14 protein-coding genes are annotated in these 17,998 nt (G+C 35.4%); 3 read left to right on the top strand and 11 right to left on the bottom strand.

All coding sequences use genetic code 11. The features are described 5' to 3' along the window. Positions 1-8 precede the first annotated feature (8 nt). Both Q9Q97_RS06995 and Q9Q97_RS07000 read right to left on the bottom strand, forming a co-directional pair. Entirely contained in the window at positions 9-2,057 is a 2,049-nt protein-coding gene (locus Q9Q97_RS06995) for a pitrilysin family protein (protein WP_306155847.1), read from the bottom strand. A 12-nt stretch (positions 2,058-2,069) separates the two neighbouring features. Further along, a complete protein-coding gene (locus Q9Q97_RS07000; protein ID WP_306155848.1) occupies positions 2,070-3,392 on the bottom strand; it encodes a pitrilysin family protein in 1,323 nt (440 codons plus the stop codon). A gap of 272 nt (positions 3,393-3,664) precedes the next feature. Here Q9Q97_RS07000 and rplU point away from each other — a divergent pair, with 272 nt between their 5' ends. Beyond that, positions 3,665-4,102, top strand: a complete 438-nt coding sequence (gene rplU, locus Q9Q97_RS07005; protein WP_306155849.1) for a 50S ribosomal protein L21 — start codon at positions 3,665-3,667, stop codon at positions 4,100-4,102. 24 nt (positions 4,103-4,126) lie between these two features. After that, on the top strand, positions 4,127-4,387 hold the full coding sequence (gene rpmA / locus Q9Q97_RS07010) for a 50S ribosomal protein L27 (protein WP_012023622.1): 261 nt from the start codon (positions 4,127-4,129) through the stop codon (positions 4,385-4,387). A gap of 279 nt (positions 4,388-4,666) precedes the next feature. Here the strand turns inward: rpmA and Q9Q97_RS07015 are convergent, their stop codons facing one another. Together Q9Q97_RS07015 and Q9Q97_RS07020 are read right to left on the bottom strand one after the other, a co-directional pair. Beyond that, a complete protein-coding gene (locus Q9Q97_RS07015) occupies positions 4,667-7,423 on the bottom strand; it encodes an AsmA-like C-terminal region-containing protein (RefSeq protein ID WP_306155850.1) in 2,757 nt (918 codons plus the stop codon). 50 nt (positions 7,424-7,473) lie between these two features. Beyond that, complete coding sequence (locus Q9Q97_RS07020) at positions 7,474-8,055, bottom strand: tRNA-(ms[2]io[6]A)-hydroxylase (protein WP_132990767.1); 582 nt, start codon at positions 8,053-8,055, stop codon at positions 7,474-7,476. A gap of 113 nt (positions 8,056-8,168) precedes the next feature. Here Q9Q97_RS07020 and Q9Q97_RS07025 point away from each other — a divergent pair, with 113 nt between their 5' ends. After that, positions 8,169-9,413: a glycosyltransferase gene (locus Q9Q97_RS07025; protein ID WP_306155934.1), complete on the top strand. Its 1,245-nt coding sequence runs from the start codon at positions 8,169-8,171 to the stop codon at positions 9,411-9,413. On the opposite strand, the gene Q9Q97_RS07030 is transcribed toward Q9Q97_RS07025, so the two are convergent. The 7 genes from Q9Q97_RS07030 to porV all read right to left on the bottom strand — a co-directional run bounded on the left by Q9Q97_RS07030 (position 9,410) and on the right by porV (position 17,960). After that, positions 9,410-10,288 (bottom strand): helix-turn-helix domain-containing protein, encoded by an 879-nt coding sequence (locus Q9Q97_RS07030; protein WP_306155851.1) that lies wholly within the window; start codon positions 10,286-10,288, stop codon positions 9,410-9,412. The two genes, Q9Q97_RS07025 and Q9Q97_RS07030, sit on opposite strands and share 4 nt — an antisense overlap. 89 nt (positions 10,289-10,377) lie before the next feature. Beyond that, positions 10,378-10,908: a carboxymuconolactone decarboxylase family protein gene (locus tag Q9Q97_RS07035; RefSeq protein ID WP_125722183.1), complete on the bottom strand. Its 531-nt coding sequence runs from the start codon at positions 10,906-10,908 to the stop codon at positions 10,378-10,380. Positions 10,909-11,426: 518 nt separating this feature from the next. Next, a complete protein-coding gene (locus Q9Q97_RS07040; RefSeq protein WP_306155852.1) occupies positions 11,427-13,274 on the bottom strand; it encodes a hydrolase/aminopeptidase in 1,848 nt (615 codons plus the stop codon). 111 nt (positions 13,275-13,385) lie between these two features. Continuing rightward, the gene (locus tag Q9Q97_RS07045) at positions 13,386-15,029 is read right to left on the bottom strand and encodes a pyruvate dehydrogenase complex dihydrolipoamide acetyltransferase (RefSeq protein ID WP_306155853.1); all 1,644 of its coding nucleotides are present in this window, start codon (positions 15,027-15,029) and stop codon (positions 13,386-13,388) included. 5 nt (positions 15,030-15,034) lie between these two features. After that, entirely contained in the window at positions 15,035-16,033 is a 999-nt protein-coding gene (gene pdhA, locus Q9Q97_RS07050) for a pyruvate dehydrogenase (acetyl-transferring) E1 component subunit alpha (RefSeq protein ID WP_306155854.1), read from the bottom strand. A 159-nt stretch (positions 16,034-16,192) separates the two neighbouring features. After that, entirely contained in the window at positions 16,193-16,675 is a 483-nt protein-coding gene (gene cdd / locus Q9Q97_RS07055) for a cytidine deaminase (protein WP_306155855.1), read from the bottom strand. A gap of 79 nt (positions 16,676-16,754) precedes the next feature. Further along, positions 16,755-17,960 (bottom strand): type IX secretion system outer membrane channel protein PorV, encoded by a 1,206-nt coding sequence (porV, locus tag Q9Q97_RS07060; RefSeq protein ID WP_306155856.1) that lies wholly within the window; start codon positions 17,958-17,960, stop codon positions 16,755-16,757. Positions 17,961-17,998: the final 38 nt, after the last annotated feature.

Consider the following 17,998-nt stretch of genomic DNA (forward strand, 5'->3'; position numbering starts at 1 on the left):
ACCTTGTATTATAAAAAATCCTTCTCAGAAACTCCTTCGTTAATCTTGATATCAGACATTTTAATATCCAATTCGAAACCAACATTCTGAACTAAATTAAAAGGAACTTTTACGCCTTTTACTTCTTTATAATCGTTGAAATTTGTGATTTGTTCTACTGATTTTCCGCCTTGTTCGCGAACTTTAGATTCAGCAGTTTTTAAACCCGATTTCACATCATAATAATACTTTGTCTTGCCGTCTTTAATTACGTAAGCATCGTTTCCGTTAATAGGTTCAATTCCTTCCACTTTTAAATCAGTTCTTTTTACAAGCTGTAATTCTTCAAAAGGAGCGGCATTTGCTTTCATTTCGGCTAAATCTTCACCTTCAAGATTTTTACGCTGTCCTTGCTGTTCAACGTATGCGCCTTTTTCATTTACCACCTGTTTCATGATATTCATGGTTCCCATAGAAAGCGATACCATCATTTTTCCTTTTGAATCTAATTTTGATATAAAAGTCAATGGAGTAGGAGCTTGCGGAACAGTTGTCGAACCATTCATGTATAATGTTTTTACTGCAGTAACGGCTTTTTCGCCACCAATAGCATTAATGTAGTTTTCGAAAACTGTTTTTGCTGAAATATCTTTTGGAGCCTCTTTTTTAGCTGCCGGTTTTTCAACTGGATTTCCGTATTTGTCAAAATAATTGATCGGAATTTGTAATTTTTCTAAACCAGAAATTACATCAGAACCTTTTCCAACGATTACAATACGCATGTTGTCTAATAAGAAATATTTGTTGGCAACACGGTAAATGTCGTCTGCTGTAACATTATTAATAGTCTGAATATATTTTTCGTAGAAGTCAGCAGGAAGTTTTTCTGTTTCTATGTTCAAGGCGTAACGTGCAACAGCTTGCGGTTTTTCAACCTGCATTACAAATCTTCCAATGTAGCCTGCTTTTACGTTTCTTAAAACTTCTGGATCAACTCTTTCAGTTCTAATTCTTTTGATTTCTTTTACAAATTGAACAACAGCACTGTCTGTTACGGTATTTCTAACTGCCGATGAAGCTTTGAATTTAGTAACATATTTTCCGCTTCCGATGCTAGAATTCGCGCCATACGTCCAAGCGTGCTGTTCGCGTAAATTCATGTTTAAATAACTGTTGAAATCGCCTCCCAAAATTTGATTTGCAATAACTGCAGGGAAAAAATCAGGATCGCTCATTCTTAAATTTACAGTATTTACCAATGAAATTTCAGATTGAACTGCGTTTGGAACATCAACAAAATCTATTTGCAAATTAGAAACATTTACTGGACTTGGATAAGTGTTTTTAGGCGCCGCTTGTTTTTTCCATCCGCCAAATAATTTCTCAACAGCCGTTTTTATTTCTTTAAATTTAATATCGCCAATAACAACTAAATAAGCATTTTCTGGAACGAAATAAGTATTATAATTGTTTTGAACGTCTGCTAGAGTAACATTTTTTACAGTTTCTTCAGAAAGATATTCGCCATTCGGATGGTTTTTCCCAAAAGCTAAAACATCTACCACTCGGTTAGAAATTGCTGGAACGCTTTTTTCGTCCGCTTTAAGACCTTCTAAAAGTTTTGCTTTTTCTTTGTCAAATTCGGTTTGAGTAAAATTTGGCTGTAAAGCACCTTCTGCCAAAAGTTCTAAAACGCGTCCTGAATATTTAGATAATGAACTTGCATAAGCGCCTTGAGAAGTAAAATTGATATTGGCTCCATAAAAGTCAATTTCTTCATTAAAAGCTTCTTTTGTTGTTTTTTTAGTTCCGTTTCCAATTAAACTGCTCGTCAATTCGTCAACTCCTTTTTTATTGCCTTCAGTAAATGGAGCATTGTCTAGTGTAAGCGTAAAACTAACTCTAGGCAATTTATGGTTTTCAACAACTAAAACCTTCATTCCGTTTGATAAAACAAACGTCTGCGGTTTTTTGATGTTGACTACTGGGGCATTTCCTGGTTTGGGTTGTGGACGATCTTGTGCTTGCATAATTCCAGTTAGGAAAAAAAGGATTAAAAAAGGATATATTTTTTTCATGATTCGATATTCTTAGTTTTGAGATTTAGGAGTAGGAATATAATCTAAAATCAATCGCTGATTTGGATTTAAATATTTCTTGGCAACTTCTCTAATTTCTTCTCTTGTTATAGAATGGTAGATGTCGATTTCGGTATTAATCAAATTAATATCGCCGTACAATAAATAATACGATGCAAGATTTTCTGCAATTCCTTCTACGCTCGAATTGGCATTTACATAATTGTTATCGAATTTGTTTTGTAATTTCTGGTAATCTTTTTCAGAAATAAGGTCGGTTTGTATTTTTACAATTTCCTCATCCATTTCTTTTAAAATATCGGCAGTAGTGTTCGGGGCCATTGGAAGTCCATAAAGAATATACATTCCGTAATCTTCTTGGCTAAATCCTACCGCGCCAATTTGTAACGCCATTTTTTTGTCGTCAACTATTTTTTTGTAAAGTTTAGAGCTTTTTCCGTCACTTAAATAAGACGAAATTAAATCTAAAACTCTTGCGTCTCTAGTTTTCATCGAAGGTGTTCTGTACGAAGCGACAATCATCGGAATCTGAATGTTCGGATCTTCGTAAGTCGCTTTAATCGTCTGAGTGATTGGGGCTTCTATATAAGTCTGTTTTTTAACTTCTTCGCCTCTCGGAATTGGCCCAAAATATTTCTGAATCCATTCTTTCGTTTTTGTTTTTTCAAAATCTCCAGCAACAACTAAAACAGCGTTATTTGGAGTATAGAATTTTTTATTAAAAGCTTGAAATTCTTCTAGTGTTGCAGCATCCAGATCTTTCATAGAACCAATTGTGGTCCATCTGTAAGGATGATTTTTGAACATATTCTTTTTAACCTCTGGAAGAATATTTCCGTATGGCTGATTGTCGTAACGCATTCTTTTTTCTTCTTTTACGACTTCGTTCTGAGTGTCAACTCCAATTTTATTAATAATAGGATGCATCAATCTTTCAGATTCCATCCATAAACCCAGTTCTAAACTGTTAGAAGGAAAAACTTCATAATAATAAGTCCGGTCGTCAGAAGTATTGGCGTTGTTTACCCCTCCGTTTGCGGTAACGATTTTCATCCATTCACCACGCTTTATATTTTGAGTTCCTTCAAATAATAAATGTTCAAAGAAGTGTGCAAATCCAGTTCGGTCTGGACGTTCGTCTTTTGATCCAACATGATACATTACCGAAGTAATCACAACTGGAGCAGAAGGATCATTGTGTAAAATGACATGCAATCCATTGTCTAAATCGTATTCTTCAAAAGCTACTTTTTGGGCATGAGCCACTCCGCCAAGCATTAATGCAGCACTTAACATCATTATTGATTTTTTCATAAAGATTAATAATTTTAAAATATCAACAAGAGTAGGTCGACAAGAGTTGATTTTGGTTACATCAAAAATAGTTTTTTTAATTATGAATTGCAGATTTGTTTTTAAATAAATGAAATTTTAACAGTCTTTTACTTTAAAATAGTTTCGTTTATCGTGCGAAACTGCTTGAAAAACAAGGTTTTTAAATGTCAAAATATTTTTGCTTTTATAGATTGCACAGTAAATTTTTAGTTGTATATTTGCAACCTTAAAAATCAATAAATCAATTTGGTATGTATGCAATCGTAGAGATAGCAGGGCAACAATTTAAAGTAAGCAAAGACTTAAAGGTTTATGTTCACCGTTTGGCTAACGAAGAAGGTTCAAAAGTTTCTTTTGACAAAGTTCTTTTATTAGATGACAACGGAAATGTAACTTTAGGCGCCCCAGCTATAGAAGGTGCTTCAGTAGAAGCTAAAGTGTTACAACACTTAAAAGGTGATAAAGTTATCGTTTTCAAAAAGAAAAGAAGAAAAGGATACAAAAAGAGAAATGGTCACAGACAATATCTTACACAAATTGTAATTGAAGGTATTACTGCAGCAGGAGGAACTAAAAAAGCAGCAGCTAAAAAAGCAGTTGTAGCAGAAGAAGCTCCAGCTACTGAAGAAGCTCCAAAAGCTAAAAAAGCAGCAGCTCCAAAAGCAAAAAAAGAGACTACTAAAGAATAATAACAATATTTAAACTCATACGTCATGGCTCACAAGAAAGGTGTCGGTAGTTCGAAGAATGGTAGAGAATCAGAATCAAAACGTCTAGGCGTTAAGATTTATGGTGGTCAAGCTGCTATTGCTGGGAACATCATCGTTAGACAAAGAGGTTCAAAACACAATCCAGGTGAAAACGTTTACATCAGTAAAGATCACACACTACACGCAAGAGTAGCTGGAGTTGTTAAGTTCCAAAAGAAAAGAGATAACAAATCTTATGTATCTATTATCCCATTCGAGGCATAATAATTCATAGATTACTTTTTATAAAAAACCCGTTCAGAAATGAACGGGTTTTTTGTTTTTGGTCATTGCGAGGAACGAAGCAATCTCACGTGCTAAATTTAATTAGTGATTATTGTTAGTGTGGTTGCTTCGTTCCTGGCAATGACAAAGAGTGTGAATATAATGGTCTTAAAAAAAAACCTTTGTCAAAGTTTAAAACTTTGACAAAGGTGAGATATTGTTGTTATTTAGAATTTAGATTTTGGAATTTGGAATTTGAAATTTGAAATTTTCCAAATTCTATTCCTCCGTATCTTTTGTTTCTTCCAAATCTTCCGTTTTTCTTCCCACTTTAACTTTAGGATTATCCTGAGTTCCTGTAACAGTTAATGGAATTCCGAAAATACCGAAAGGAGGTAATCCGAGACGCATTTTTAAGTTTAATTTTCCATCTAGACTTGATGTTCCCTCGATTCTTGGTCTGAAGCCTGCAAACTTAAATTTAAAGCGTTCTACCGTTACGATATTGTTTTTAACGGTGGTTTTAATGTCTACTTTTGAAAGATCCGGATTTTTCATCGACTCCGAATTCGTCTGTTTGCTTACCGCATTAAACATTTTTAAACCACGAACTTTTACATCTTTTACAGAAAGTGTTCCGCCACCCGCAAGTGAAGGATAAACAGGATCCATATTTTTATTTAAACGGCCTTTTAATTGATAGTCTAAAGAAACGATTCCTTGGGCTTTTTCTGCTGCACTAGCCATTTTTCTGAAAACTTCGATTTCATTATACGCTTTTTTGATATCAAAATCGGTGGCTTTTATAGCGTAATCAAAGTTGGCTTTTTGTGGCGTTACGGCTTGATAATTGGCATTCATAGACACTTGACATCCAATTAAATTGAAACCCGTATTCTGCATCGTTAATTTACCATTTTTCATTGTTAAATGCCCAGTTGCATTTTGAAGGTTTAATTTATCAAAATTTACTTTTTGAGCATTTGCAATTAATTGTAAATTTAGATTGCTTGGAATAATAATTACTCCAGTTTGTGCATTTTCAGATTGTTTTGTTTCTGTAGCAGAAGTCTTTTTTACAGATGCATTTGGGTCAACCTTTGACATGAATTCGTCAACATTGATATAACGCGAAGTCACTTTAAAAGAACCTTTCAAAACGCCTGTATTGGTGCTCACATAATTAAAAACATTCTGTAAATAACCATTCATTTTAAAATCTGACTGACCGTAAGCTGCCAAGAAGTTATTGAATGACATTTTATCTTGGTTGATTTTGAATATTCCTTCTTTGATAATGAATTTCTTTGGAAGATATTCAGAAGCAATTCCGATGTTTCTTAGTTCAAGCGTTCCTTTATTGTTTAATTTGCTGTAATTTCCTTTTTCAGCATCGCTTTGTTGTCCTTTCAAAGATAAATCGGCTTTTACAAAACCGTCCAAATCAAGACCTTTTTGAGAGAAGACTTTATAAATTCTGCTCACATCCAATTCACCTTTGGCTTTTACATCATAATTCAAATCGTCAAAATTGCTTAAATCGGCTTGAACAAATACCGGTTTTCCTTCAAAAGTAAATTGCGTCGGATGTAAGTTTACTTTCAAATCTTCGAAAGTTCCTTTTTGGTTCTCAATTTTCGATTTAATCGTAATGTTTGTAATTGGATTTGGGTAATAAGGTGTTTTTAAATAACCGTTATCCAAATTAATAGTTCCATTTGTCACAGGAAAACGTTTGCTCTTTTGATCAAATACTCCGTTTGCTTTTACATTACCAACTAGATTTCCTTTCAATTCAATATCAGGAATTCCGAGCGCTTTAGTTAGTTTTTCAAGATCGATTTTGGCTTTAAAATCCGCATTGATATCGGGTGTATTGATTCCTTTAACCAAAAACTTAGATTTTAAATAATCCTGATTAATGTTTAAAGACAGATTTTTAGCATTAACAATAACTAAATCCGGGTTTAAAGACGGAACTGTAGTTTTTATGTCTAAATTTAAGTTAGAAACAGGAAATGCGCTTTTGTTATAATTGACAAACCCATCATTTATTTTAACATCCAGATCCAAATCTGGAGCAATGTTTTCTGAAGTAATATATTTTCCTTTTAAAGTCAGCAGAAGGCTAGTATTTCCCTGCAATTCTGTTTTAGAAAGCCAAGTAATATATTTTGGAGGAAAAGCGGTAAATACATCGTAAAGTTTGCTGTTGTCAGATTTAATAACAAAATCCATATTGTAGCCATCTTTTAAAATGTCAAATTTTCCTTTGAAATCTACTAAAAGCTGATTGATTTTTAGGTTGTTTTGCTGGAAAAAGAAAGAAAGCGAGTTGATGTTGACTTTTGTAATTAAATCGGCATCAATCTTTTTGTTCATTAAATAAGGTTCGTCTTCATAAACGATATTTAATTTTTCTATTTTGGCTTTAGAATACAAGTCAAAAACAGCTTTGTTTAAATCTCCTTTTCCTAAATAATTAAATCCGTACGCGTCAAAATGAACTTTTGTAGATTTGTCATCGTAAATAATTTTACTATTCAAAATCTCAATTCGCTCCAGTTTTAGAGCAGTGTCAGAACTGTCTTTAGCTTTAGAAGCTTGTTCCTGAGATTTATAGATGTTATAATTGGCTTCGCCATTCGGATTCACTTTTACATTTATAAAAGAATCTGATAAATAAATCTGATCGATTTTTACCGACTTGCTAAAAATAAGACTCGCCACATTTATCCCAAAAGAAACCTCTTTTGCAGTAATGAATTTTTCGTTTGTGTATGGAGCCGATCCATTGAGACTTAAGTCATCTAAAGTTAAAGTCAGAGAAGGAAAATGGCGGAAAAACGAAACCGAAACATCAGAGTAGTTCAATTCTGCGCTTAATCTTTCGTTGGCTGTTTTCTTTATTTGGTCTTTAATCTGATCCTCAAAAACGATAGGCGTTAAAAATAATAATCCTAAAATAACCGCGAAAGTTATTCCGAAATACTTCGCAATTTTAAAAACGATTGATCTGGATTTACTCTTCTGCATAGCGAATTGTGGTATTTAAATGTAAAATAAAGTCAAAAAAAGAGCTCAAATTATCCATGAACAGTTTCATTTTTACCATAATTGGTAATAATAGAACCTTCATATTCGATCCATTCCTTCCAGCGTTTGTCGATGTCAATGTTGTCTTGGTATTTTCTGGCAAATCCTAAAAAAGTGGTATAATGACCGGCTTCAGAAATCATTAAATCACGATAGAATTTGGCTAATTCTTCATCTTTAATATTTTCAGAAAGCACTTTAAAACGCTCACAGCTTCGAGCTTCGATCATGGCAGAAAACAATAATCTATCGCAAAGCGCGTCTCTGCGGCTTCCGTCTTTTTTCATGAATTTAAAAAGTTCATTTACATAATGATCTTTTCTTTCGCGTCCTAGAGTAAGTCCGCGCTGTTTGATTATGTTGTGAACCATCTGAAAATGTTCCAGTTCTTCTCTGGCAATTTCCAGCATTTCAGTTACTAATTCCTCTATTTCAGAATTATACGTCACGATGCTAATGGCGTTTGAAGCTGCTTTTTGTTCGCACCATGCGTGATCAGTTAAAATTTCCTCGATATTCGACTCGACGATATTTACCCAGCGAGGGTCTGTAGCTAATTTTAATCCCAACATAATTTCTAAGAATTTAGTTTTGCAAAATTAGTGTTTTTTTACAACCGAAAGTCAGGAAAAATGGTGCAAAAACGTTCAAAAATGTATTATTTTGTAAAATGAAACCAATTAAAATGGAACAGTCCAAAAAACTTTTAATTATTGGCTTTGTCTGGCCAGAGCCAAAGTCTTCTGCAGCAGGCGGTAGAATGATGCAATTGATTTCGATTTTCGCAGCAAACGGATTCGAAATTACTTTTGCCAGCGCCGCGCAGGACAGTGATTTTATGGTGGATTTGTCTGAATTTGGAGTTTCGAAAAAAAATATCGAACTCAATTCTTCTTCTTTTGATGATTTTGTTTCAGAATTGAATCCAGATGTTGTCTTGTTTGATCGTTTCATGATTGAAGAACAATTTGGATGGCGTGTGATTGAAAAATGCCCAAGAGCAATCCGAATTTTAGATACCGAAGATTTGCATTGTTTAAGAACCGCAAGGCAAAAAGCTTTCAAAGAAAATAGAACTTTTGAATTGGTTGATTTGCTTTCTGAAGAAGTGGCAAAACGAGAAATCGCTAGTATTTTAAGATGTGATTTGTCTCTGATTATTTCTGATTTTGAAATGAATATTTTAAAAGATGTTTTCAAAATTAACGAAGACTTACTTTTCTATCTTCCGTTTTTGACTGATGAAATGAAGGAAGAAAACCTTCTGCAGCTACCTTCTTTTGAAAATCGCAAGAATTTTGTTTTCATTGGAAATTTTCTTCATGAACCGAATTGGAATACGGTTCAATATTTAAAAGAAGCGATTTGGCCTTTCATAAAAAAAGATTTTCCTGAAGCCATTTTGGAAGTTTACGGAGCTTATCCTTCGCAAAAAGTACTGCAATTGCATCAGCCTAAAAATGGTTTTTATATCATGGGAAGGGCAGAAAATGCCAATGAAATTGTGAAAAAATCTAGAATTGTTTTGGCGCCAATTCGTTTTGGAGCGGGTTTAAAAGGCAAATTATTAGAAGCTATGCAATGCGGAACGCCGAGTATGACAACTTCTATTGGTTCTGAAGCGATGCATGCCGAGTTGCCTTGGAATGGTTTTATTGAAGATAATCCAGCGGAATTTGCTAGAAAAGCGATTCAGCTTTATCAAGATGAAAATCTTTGGAAACAATCTCAAAAAAATGGAATCGAAATCATTAATAAATGTTATCAAAAAAGCGATTATTCAGAGCAGCTGCTTTCATTGGTACATTCACTTTTAACAGATTCAGAAAACCATCGTCTTCATAACTTTATGGGCAATTTGTTGCAGCATCATGCCTACAAAAGCACCATGTACATGTCTAAATGGATTGAAGCTAAGAATAAAAATTAAGCGTCCATTTTTCCAAAACCAACCGTTTCGCGATAGATTTGCGGAGAAACATCGGCATTTGTTTTAAAGAAACGGCTAAAATAATGCTCGTCATCATAACCCAATTCGTAAGCAATTTCTTTTACGGTTTTATTGGTCAGATACAATTCTCTTTTGGCTTCAATAATAATTCTTTCCGAAATTAAATCGGTAAGCGTTTTGTTGAAATAATTCTTGGCTAATTTCGCTAGCGCTTTTGGAGAAATATTTAATAAATCGGCATAATTTGCGGCAGAATGTTTGGTTTTGAAATTCAGTTCAATAGCATCTTTCAAGTTTTGAAGAATAACCGGTTCTTTAGAATCTGGAACCGATTTCATTTCTTCCAATTGTTCCGTTTTTAAACGAGAAGCTGTAATTAAAAAAATCTTTAAATATGAAATAAGCAATTCATATTGCGCCAATTCTGCATTTTGAATCTCTGCTTTCATTTGGTCGATAACCATATTAAAAGTTAGTGCTGTTTGTTCTGTAACCTTCACGTATGGAGGCTGATAAATATTGTTGAATAAAACGCCGTTGCACGAAACTTCTTTTTGATGCATGTGGATGCAATAAAAATCAGAATGAAAATGAATCGCAATCCCTTCAATTGGCTCGCTTACGCAAAGCATAAAAGGCTGATAGGGCGAAAAGGCGAGAAGTGAGTTTTCTTCAAAATGATGTTCTGCAAAATCGGCTTTTACTTTGCCTTTTCCTTTCGTAACCCAAATTAGAGAATAATAATTATTTCGCTGTAAATAATCAAAATGGCTGTTGTCGTCAAAAGGAAGAATCTTGAAAGCCAAATTCCCATTTTGCGGATTTATTAAAGTGAAAACATTCTGTGAACTCATAATCAATTCATTTTTGGAAATATAAAGATAGCTATGAAATAAACTCACAGCTATCTTTATACATTGTTTTTTGTTATTGAAAGATTGGTTTATACTGTTGGAAAATCAATTTCAGTATTTGCAAGATTGTTGAAGTAGTTGGTTAAAACATTCAACGCTGTATGTGCCACCGTTTCGGCAATTTCAGCATCAGATACGCCTGCATTTTTTGCTTTGTTTACATCTTCGTCATTTACCAAACCATTTTTGCTGATTAAGGTTTTAGCCAATTGCAAAATTGCTTCTGTTTTAGCATCTGTAGAATTTCCTGTTCTTGCAGCGTGTAAAACTGCTGGATCAGCTTTTACCAATTTTTCACCGATAAAAGTGTGAGCTGCTAAACAGTAATCACAAGAGTTGCTTTCTGAAACTGCCAAAGCAATTAATTCACCTGTTTTAGCGCTTAATTTTCCGTGGCTCAAAGCGCCGCTTAAACCTAAATAGCCTTCCAAAACTGCTGGAGAATTTCCCATTGTTCTCATCATGTTTGGAACAACGCCCAATTTTGCTTGTACAGCGTTGAATAAATCTTTAGTTTTTCCTGTTACTTCTTCTGGGTTTAATGCTGTTAATCGTGTCATTTTATTTAAATTTTAATTGTTATAATTTGTTGTTGTCTTTTGACATTACAAAGGTGCGACGATTACAGATTTTAGAACATGGAGGATTTACGCTATGTGATGGACAATTTTCCCTCGCTTTATTTTCAGGAGCTAATCCAGCTTTCCGTTCCATCCCGATAGCTATCGGGACACTCAAAAGCCTGATTTTTCTAAACCATAAAACGAGCTTCCGTTGGTCGCTGTTTTCTGGCAAGAAAAATCAGGCTTTCGAGCTCCGGGCTTTCCACTTCAATCTGGGCTAGGGGATTGGTTTTCATAAGAACTTATTTCGTTTGTTTTGTCATCTTTAGTCAAGTTTTTTTTCGTCTAGTTTGTCATCCCGAGGAACGAGGGATCTTCGCAAGTAGCTCTACAAAGATTGTCGATTCTGATTGTGGAGTTTCTCGCGGAGATCCCTCGTTCCTCGGGATGACAATATTGTGCAAAAAAAAAGGCTTTCCGCAATGGAAAGCCTTTCGAAGTATATTTAAAAAATTTTATTTCAAAACCCCTTCAACAGCCTGAATAGTTGTAGCATGATAACCCGATTTTGCTTTTTCAAAAACCTGTTTCGCCCAAACTTTTCCTTCTGGAGTTTTAACCATTTCTTTGTAAAGCATCATCACAGAACCTGTTCTGCTGATTCCGATTAAGAATTGTTCGATTGCAGGATAAGGAGGTTTGTATTGGTGAATTAATGCCTGAACAAACCATTGGCGTTTGATAATGAAATTACCACCTTGTGTAAAGTTGAACTCTTTGTCAATCGCTTCCATTTCTTTTGCTGTAATATCAGCTGGCAAATGGTCTATAAAATGTTGTTTTTCTGCAGTTGTAGTGATTTTTTTGCTTAAACCTGCAACGCCAGTTTCTCTCCAGCTTTTTTGAATGGCATCAATAGCATCAAAATCGGCAGAACTTACAGGAAGTATGTTTGACGGAATTCCCGGTTTGTAAATCCAGTCTTCCAATTTGATTTTATCTGCTAAAGTTTTGTCGCCTTTGATCAAATTTTCATTCAAATATTTTACAAAATCTTCAGTTGTGATCGACTTGAATGCATGAGAATCAAAATAATTCTTAATAAACGGATCAAATTTCTCGCGTCCAACGGCATTTTCAATAACTCTTAAAAAAGCATAACCTTTCACATAAGGAATCTGGCTGATTCCATCATCAGGATTTCTATTCGTAAGGCTTACTTTTAATCTTGTATCTGGATTGGTTTCGCCATATTCTGCAACATTATCTGTTAATTCTTTATTGGTGATAACGTTTTGCATTTCAAATTCTTTCTTGCCAAAAATAGCTTCTCCAATTCGATGTTCAACGTAAGTGGTAAAACCTTCGTTTAGCCAAATATCATCCCAAGTTGCATTGGTAACTAAGTTTCCGCTCCAGCTGTGGCCTAATTCGTGTGCCAATAAGCTTGTTAGCGAACGGTCTCCTGCAATTACACCAGGAGTTAAAAAAGTCAAGTTTGGATTTTCCATTCCGCCGTAAGGAAAGCTTGGAGGCAGGACTAAAACATCGTAACGTCCCCATCTGTATGGGCCGTATAATTTTTCAGCAGCATCGACCATTTTTCCAAGCTCGGCAAATTCGTAAGCTGATTTTTTTAGCATTGAAGGCTCTGCATAAACTCCAGTTCTCTTGTCAATTGCTTGAAACTTGATATCTCCAACGGCAATTGCCATTAAATAAGATGGGATTGCTTTGTCTTGTTTGAAAGTATAAACTCCAGTATCGTTTTTCTTCTGCGGATTAACAGCACTCATAACGGCCAATAAATCTTTAGGAACTGTAACTTTTGCATTGTAAGTAAAACGAATTCCTGGTGAATCCTGACACGGAATCCAAGTTCTTGACCAAACGCTTTCTCCTTGAGAGAATAAAAAAGGTTTCTTTTTGTCTTCAGTTTGTTCAGGTTTTAGCCATTGTAAAGCTACAGCATCTTTAGTAGTGTTGTAGTAAATGTTTACTTTGGTTGTATTGGGTTCAATCGTAATATGAAGCGGTTTTCCGTGAAATTCGGTAGCTGCACCAAGTTCAAATTTCGTTTCTTTTTCTTCGTCTCCTAAAGTTACTTTAGTGATTTCTAAAGTGTTTTCGTCGAAGATAATTTCGTTTCCTTTGCTTTTGTTGTCAATCGTCCAAGATGCTTTTCCTGAAATTGTCTGTGTGTCAAAATCCACTTTGATGTCCAAATCAAGATGTTTTACAACAGCAAGTTCTGGTTTTGAATAGCTGTGTTCATCTACAACGGCTGTGGTTTTTTCTGTGTTTTCTTTTTTCTGGCAGGCAATTGCTGTCAGAAATAAAGTGACAAAAATTAGTTTCTTCATTTTATGAGGTTTTGAATTTGAGGATGAAAATTAAACAAAAAATCCCGTCCCGAAAAACTTCGGGACGGGATTTAATTATAACCTTCGACTTCGCTCAGGTTGACAAATAAATTATGCCAACATTGTAACTGGGCTTTCGATGTATTGTTTTAATGTTTGTAAGAACTGAGCTCCAGTTGCACCGTCGATAGTTCTGTGGTCACAAGCTAATGATAACATCATTGTGTTTCCAACTACGATCTGACCGTTTTTAACAACAGGTTTCTCAACAATTGCACCTACAGAAAGGATTGCAGAGTTTGGCTGATTAATGATTGAATTAAATTCAGTAATACCAAACATACCAAGGTTAGAAACTGTAAATGTGCTTCCTTCCATTTCTTGTGGTCCCAATTTCTTGTTTTTAGCTCTTCCAGCAAGATCTCTTACGCTTCCGCCAATTTGAGATAAACTCATAGCATCTGTAAATTTCAATACAGGAACTACTAATCCGTCTTCAACAGCAACAGCAACACCAATGTTTACGTGGTGGTTGATGATGATAGCATCTTCTTTCCAAGTAGAGTTGATTTTTGGGTGTTTTTTCAATGCTAAAGCACAAGCTTTAATTACCATATCGTTGAAAGATACTTTTGTGTCTGGAACGCTATTGATAGCAGCTCTTGCCTGCATTGCTTCGTCCATGCTTACCTCGATTACTAAGTTGTAGTGAGGAGCAGTGAATAATGACTCAGAAAGACGTTTTGCAATGATTTTACGCATTTGAGAGTTTTTGATCTCTTCTGTGTAAACTTCTCCAGCAGGAACAAATACTTTTGGAGCAGCAGCTTTTTCTTCCGCTTTTGCAGCAGGTGCAGAAGCGTTAGATGCAGGTGCATCTTGAGCAGATGGAGTAAAGTTTTCGATATCGCTTTTTACGATACGTCCGTTTTCTCCAGAACCTTTAACTTGAGATAATTGAATTCCTTTGTCAGAAGCGATTTTTTTAGCTAATGGAGAAGCTAAAATTCTTCCGTTTGAAGTTTCAGCAGCAGCTTCTGGCGCTTTTTCAGCAGCTGGAGCAGCTTTTGTTTCTTCAGCAGCAGGAGCGCTTGCAGGTGCAGTACCTCCGGCAGAGAAATTATCAGCAATTCCAGAAATGTCAGTTCCTGCAGGTCCGATGATCGCTAATAAACTATCAACAGGAGCAGTATTTCCTTCTTGAATTCCGATGTATAATAATGTACCAGCATTGAAAGACTCAAACTCCATAGTAGCTTTGTCTGTTTCAATTTCTGCTAAAATATCACCTTCAGCAACAGTATCACCAACTTTTTTCAGCCAAGTTGCTACGGTTCCTTCTGTCATTGTATCACTCAAACGAGGCATAGTTACTACTATAACTCCTTTTGGTAATTCAGTTGCAGCTTTTGCAGGAGCAGCAGTTTCTGTTTTTGCTTCAGCAGCAGGAGCATCCGCTTTTGGAGCTTCGGCAGCAGGAGCATCACCACCAGCTAAAAGAGCAGAAATATCTTCTCCTTCGTTACCAATGATGGCTAATAATGAATCAACTGGAGCAGTTTCTCCAGCTTGAATTCCGATATGTAAAAGAGTTCCTTCGTTAAAAGATTCGAACTCCATTGTTGCTTTGTCTGTTTCAATTTCTGCTAAGATATCTCCTTCGCTTACTTTATCGCCTACTTTTTTAAGCCAAGTCGCTACCGTTCCTTCCGTCATTGTATCGCTCAAACGAGGCATTGTTACTTTAATTGCCATAATTCTTATAATTTATGAGGTGTAAATGGATAGTCTTCTTGTGCGTATACTACGTCGTATAATTGTTGTAAATCTGGGTATGGAGATTCTTCAGCGAATTTTTGACATTCTTCTACTAAATCTTTAACTCTTTGGTCAATTACTTCAATTTCTGCCTCAGTAGCATATTTTTGATCTAAGATTACGTCTAAAACTTGAGTAATCGGGTCGATTTTTTTGTACTCTTCAACCTCTTCTTTAGAACGGTACAATTGTGCATCAGACATAGAGTGTCCTCTGTAACGGTACGTTTTCATTTCAAGGAAAGTTGGTCCGTCTCCGCGACGTGCTCTTTCGATAGCTTCGTGCATTGCTTCAGCAACTTTTACAGGATTCATTCCGTCTACAGGTCCGCAAGGCATTTCGTAACCTAAACCTAATTTCCAGATGTCAGTGTGGTTTGCAGTTCTTTCTACAGAAGTTCCCATTGCATAACCGTTGTTCTCAACGATAAATACAACTGGAAGTTTCCATAACATAGCCATGTTGAAAGCTTCGTGTAAAGAACCTTGTCTAGCAGCTCCATCACCAAAGTAAGTCATGGTAACACCGCCAGTGTTGAAATATTTATCTGCGAAAGCAATACCAGCTCCCACAGGAATTTGAGCACCTACGATACCGTGTCCTCCGTAAAAACCGTGTTCTTTAGAGAAAATGTGCATAGAACCTCCCATACCTTTAGAAGTTCCTGTTGCTTTTCCTAAAAGCTCTGCCATTACGTTTCTAGGATCAACTCCCATACCAATTGGCTGAACGTGGTTTCTGTAAGCAGTAATCATTTTATCTTTGGTCAAATCCATAGCGTGCAGAGCACCTGCTAATACAGCTTCCTGACCATTATATAAGTGTAGAAAACCTCTAACTTTTTGTTGGATGTATAACGCTGCAAGTTTGTCTTCAAACTTTCTCCAAAGTAGCATGTCTTCATACCACTTTAAATATACCTCTTTTGTAACTTCTTTCATCTGAATTCTTTCTTTTGCTAAAGTTGTTTGTGTTATCGATTATTGTGCCTGTAACGCAAAATAGTTTCCTCCCACAAATTTGCGCCCGAAAGGTCGGGATGCAAAAATAAGACATTACATTTAAGAACTAAAATTTAAACGCTACTTTTTGGCTTTTTTTTACAAGAACTTTTTATCAAACATTAATGGGAGTAAATTTTTTAGGGATGCTGATTTATAAACTTCACCTATTTCGCCCATAAAATAGATTTCTATAGGGGTATCTTGTTTTATCTCGTATTCTGCTATTGATTGTCGGCAAGATCCACACGGTGGAATAGGAGCGGTAGTTTGGTTGGTGTCTGAAGCTGCTGTAATAGCCATTTTTAAGATTTTTGCTTCTGGATAAGTGCTTCCAGCATAAAATATAGCTGTTCTTTCGGCACAAAGTCCTGACGGATAAGCGGCATTTTCTTGATTAGAACCTACGATAACTTTTCCGTTGTCTAAAAGCAAAGCGGCACCAACTTTAAACTTAGAATAGGGTGCGTAAGCTTTTTTTCTAATTTCGACAGCCTGATTCATTAAATCTTGAATATCGGCTGGAAGTTCATTTAAATTGTCAAATATTGTAAATGAAGAGGTTATATTGATTTCTTTCATCTGTTTTTAAGGGAAAAAAAATCCAAATTCCTAAAATGCAGGAATTTGGATTGAATTATTTTATTTTGATTTTTTCTCTTTAATAAGTTTCGTATTTGTCTCCAAAGTTAAACGTTAAAGAGAAACGAAGTGTATTTTCTAAAGGATTTTTTATTTTAGATGCTGAGAATAAGTACGAAACATCAATTTTCATAATGTTGTACTTAAATCCTGCTCCTAAAGAGAAAAATTGTTTAGCACCTTTTTCTGGACTTTCGTGGTAATAACCCAAACGCATTGCAAAAGCATCTTGATACATATATTCTGCCGCAACGCTATAGGTAACCTCTTTAATTTCTTCGCTGAAACCTCCTGGAGCATCTCCAAAAGATTTGAAAACGCCTTCGAACCATCCAATGTCATTGTAGTTTCTGTAGCCAATCTCAGTAGCTTCTTGCTGAGAAATATCTTCTGGATCATCAAAATCTCCATCGCCATTTGCATCAACAGGTGTTCCGATTCCTGGAGGGGTTGGAACTAAAAGTTTAGTAAGCTCTGCGCTTAAAGTAAGTTTGTTATAATCGTCAAAGATAAAATCAAATCCTCCTCCTAATCTTAAATTAGCAGGCAAGAAGTTTGAACTTACATCGTCATTATCATAACTGATTTTTGGTCCAAGGTTCTGAAGGTTGACTCCAGCTCTCCATCTACCGTTGAAATCTTGGTAAGCAATTTCTTCTGATTGGTAAAAAGCGGCCACATCAACGGCAAAAGAACTCGCAGAAGTAGCATCAACTTCTTCTGAAGCAACTTTTAGATTTGAATTGATAAAACGTCCGGCAACGGCCATCGAGAATTTCTCGCTTAATTTTAGAGAATAAGATCCGTCTAAGGCAAACTCGTTCGGATTTACTTCTCTTACAGCTTCGTTTGGATCTCCTGTGTATCTTAATTCAATTCCTCCAAAACCAAAATAGCGAAAACTTCCTGCGAAAGCACTTTTTTCGTTGATTTTGTTGTAATACGTAATCTGGCCTAATGAAATATCATTGGCAAGATCTGTTAAATAAGGAGTGTAACTGATAGAAAGACCTTGCGCATCTTCAGAAAATGCATATTTCGCAGGGTTCCATTGTTGTGAGAAAACGTCTGCAGAAGTGGCGACACCTTGGTCTGCCAAACCTGCTGCTCTAGCATCAGCAGCGACTAATAAAAAAGGTACTCCAGTAACAATAGGTCTTGATTCCTGTGCCTTTGAATTGTAAATGCTAAAAATACAAATTAATAAAAGTGATAGTTTTTTCATTTATGGGACTTGTGTTTTTGGTGGTGCAAATATATATA

The sequence above is a fragment of the Flavobacterium sp. DG2-3 genome, assembly GCF_030730925.1.
Taxonomy (GTDB): domain Bacteria; phylum Bacteroidota; class Bacteroidia; order Flavobacteriales; family Flavobacteriaceae; genus Flavobacterium.

Excerpts from the sequence above, each read along its gene's own strand:
- Q9Q97_RS06995 (WP_306155847.1), bottom strand. The coding sequence starts at position 2,057 with ATGAAAAAAATATATCCTTTTTTAATCCTTTTTTTCCTAACTGGAATT.
- Q9Q97_RS07000 (WP_306155848.1), bottom strand. The coding sequence starts at position 3,392 with ATGAAAAAATCAATAATGATGTTAAGTGCTGCATTAATGCTTGGCGGA.
- rplU (WP_306155849.1), top strand. The coding sequence starts at position 3,665 with ATGTATGCAATCGTAGAGATAGCAGGGCAACAATTTAAAGTAAGCAAA.
- rpmA (WP_012023622.1), top strand. The coding sequence starts at position 4,127 with ATGGCTCACAAGAAAGGTGTCGGTAGTTCGAAGAATGGTAGAGAATCA.
- Q9Q97_RS07015 (WP_306155850.1), bottom strand. The coding sequence starts at position 7,423 with ATGCAGAAGAGTAAATCCAGATCAATCGTTTTTAAAATTGCGAAGTAT.
- Q9Q97_RS07020 (WP_132990767.1), bottom strand. The coding sequence starts at position 8,055 with ATGTTGGGATTAAAATTAGCTACAGACCCTCGCTGGGTAAATATCGTC.
- Q9Q97_RS07025 (WP_306155934.1), top strand. The coding sequence starts at position 8,169 with ATGGAACAGTCCAAAAAACTTTTAATTATTGGCTTTGTCTGGCCAGAG.
- Q9Q97_RS07030 (WP_306155851.1), bottom strand. The coding sequence starts at position 10,288 with ATGAGTTCACAGAATGTTTTCACTTTAATAAATCCGCAAAATGGGAAT.
- Q9Q97_RS07035 (WP_125722183.1), bottom strand. The coding sequence starts at position 10,908 with ATGACACGATTAACAGCATTAAACCCAGAAGAAGTAACAGGAAAAACT.
- Q9Q97_RS07040 (WP_306155852.1), bottom strand. The coding sequence starts at position 13,274 with ATGAAGAAACTAATTTTTGTCACTTTATTTCTGACAGCAATTGCCTGC.
- Q9Q97_RS07045 (WP_306155853.1), bottom strand. The coding sequence starts at position 15,029 with ATGGCAATTAAAGTAACAATGCCTCGTTTGAGCGATACAATGACGGAA.
- pdhA (WP_306155854.1), bottom strand. The coding sequence starts at position 16,033 with ATGAAAGAAGTTACAAAAGAGGTATATTTAAAGTGGTATGAAGACATG.
- cdd (WP_306155855.1), bottom strand. The coding sequence starts at position 16,675 with ATGAAAGAAATCAATATAACCTCTTCATTTACAATATTTGACAATTTA.
- porV (WP_306155856.1), bottom strand. The coding sequence starts at position 17,960 with ATGAAAAAACTATCACTTTTATTAATTTGTATTTTTAGCATTTACAAT.